1 protein-coding gene is annotated in these 2,034 nt (G+C 66.4%); it reads left to right on the top strand.

The window, feature by feature from the left end:
• Positions 1-60 precede the first annotated feature (60 nt).
• The coding region (locus ACIBG0_RS42195; protein WP_397041280.1) for a Tn3 family transposase at positions 61-2,034 on the top strand (1,974 nt) is incomplete at its 3' end.

Raw genomic sequence — 2,034 nt, 5'->3', positions numbered from 1 at the left:
CAACCAGTTACTGCACCGCCTCGGCCACCACGACCTGCACGCACCCCGACCGCTCGCGGCATAACCCCCGACGAACTAACGGGCGCACCCACTAGTCTGCGGCGCACGATCGAGTACCACCGGGCGCAGGTGCACGATGCGTTTGGGTTCCGGGAGTTCTCCCGCAGCGACGAGGACAAGCTGGCGGCGTGGCTGGCGGCCGAGATGTGCCCGGTGGAGCTGCGCGACGAGCAGCTGCGTGAGGCGCTGTTGGTGCGCTGCCGGGCCGAGCGGATCGAACCGACGACGCCGGGCCGGATCGACCGGCTGATCGGGTCGGCGCGGGCGAGTTTCGAGAAACAGTTCTGTGAACGGACCGTCTCACGGCTCGGTGAGCTGTCGGTCGACCGGTTGAACAACTTGGTCGCTGTCGGTGCTGCGCCGTTGGCGAGTGGCCGGAATCTGTTGGCGGAGTTGAAGTCCGACCCGGGCAAGATCAGTCTCGAGACGCTGTTGCGGGAAGTGGTCAAGCTGGCCGCGGTACGGGCGCTGGAACTGGCCGCAGACTTGTTCGCCGACGCCAGCGACAAGCTGGTCGATGCCTGGCGGGTGCGGGCGGCACGCATGTTCGGTTCGGATCTGCGGGATATGCCGGCCCCGACCATGCTGACGCTGCTGGCGGCGTTGTGCTGGGTCCGGTCGGGAGAGATCACCGACGCGCTGGTGGATCTGCTGATCGAGCTGGTGCACAAGATCGGCACGCGGGCGGATCGGCGGGTGGAGAAGGAGCTGACCGAGGACCTGCGCCGGGTGCGGGGCAAGGAGAACATCTTGTTCCGCCTCGCGCAAGCGGCCGTGGACCATCCCGATCACATCGTGCGCGAGGCCCTGTACCTGGTGGTCGGGGAGAAGACGCTGCGGGAGCTGGTGAAGGAGGCGAAGGCCAACGATCAGGTGTTCCAAGCGCGGGTGCGCACCGTGCTGCGCAGCTCGTATTCCAACCACTATCGGCGGATGCTGCCGGCACTATTGGCGGCGCTGGATTTCCGGTGTAACAACACCGCCTACCGGCCGGTCATGGTCGCGATGGAGCTGTTGCAGCGATACGCGAGCATCGACAGCAAGGTCCGCTTCTACGACAAACACGCCCTGGCCCCGCTCGACGGGGTGGTGTCCAAGGCGTGGCGGGAGGCGGTGGTCGATGAGAAGGGCCGCGTCGAGCGCATCCCGTACGAGCTGTGTGTGCTGGTCGCGTTGCGAGACGCGATCCGCCGCCGCGAGATCTACGTCGACGGCGGAAACCGGTGGCGCAACCCCGAAGACGATCTGCCCGGCGATTTCGACACCGCCCGCGAGGTGCACTACGCCGCGATCCGCCAGCCGCTGGATCCGACCGAATTCATCGCCGGGCTCAAGCAGCGCATGAGCCAAGCCCTGACCCGCCTCGATACGGGCCTCGCCGAGAACACCACGGGCGGTATCCGGTTGACGCGGCGGCGCGGTGAGCAGTGGATCAGCGTGCCGAAGCTTGAGAAACAGCCGGAGCCGGAGAATCTGGAGAAGATCAAGGCCGAGGTCGCCCACCGCTGGGGCACCTTGGACCTGCTGGATGTGCTCAAGGACGCCGATTTCCTCACCGACTTCACCGCCGAGTTCACCTCCGTGGCGTCACGGGAGGTGATCGACCGCGACACGCTGCGAAGACGCCTGCTGCTCGACCTGTTCGCCCTGGGAACGAACATGGGAATCCGGGCGATCGTCAATACCGGCGAGCACTCCGAGTCCGAGGCCGCGTTGCGGCATGTGCGCCGGCACTTCATCACTCGCGACAACCTGCGCCGCGCGACAAGGACGCTGGTGAACGCCACCTTCGCCGCCCGGGATCCGAACTGGTGGGGTGCGGGCACCGCCTGTGCCAGCGATTCGAAGAAGTTCGGCTCCTGGGAGTCGAACCTGATGACCCAATACCACCAGCGCTACGGCGGCCCCGGGGTGATGATCTACTGGCACGTCGAACGCAGCCGCGTCTGCATCTACTCCCAGCTCAAATCGTGT

It is taken from the genome of Nocardia sp. NPDC050630, assembly GCF_044457245.1.
In the GTDB taxonomy this organism is placed as follows: domain Bacteria; phylum Actinomycetota; class Actinomycetes; order Mycobacteriales; family Mycobacteriaceae; genus Nocardia.
The sequence above is the reverse complement of the archived record's forward strand: the minus strand, read 5'-3'. Positions and strand labels throughout refer to the sequence as shown.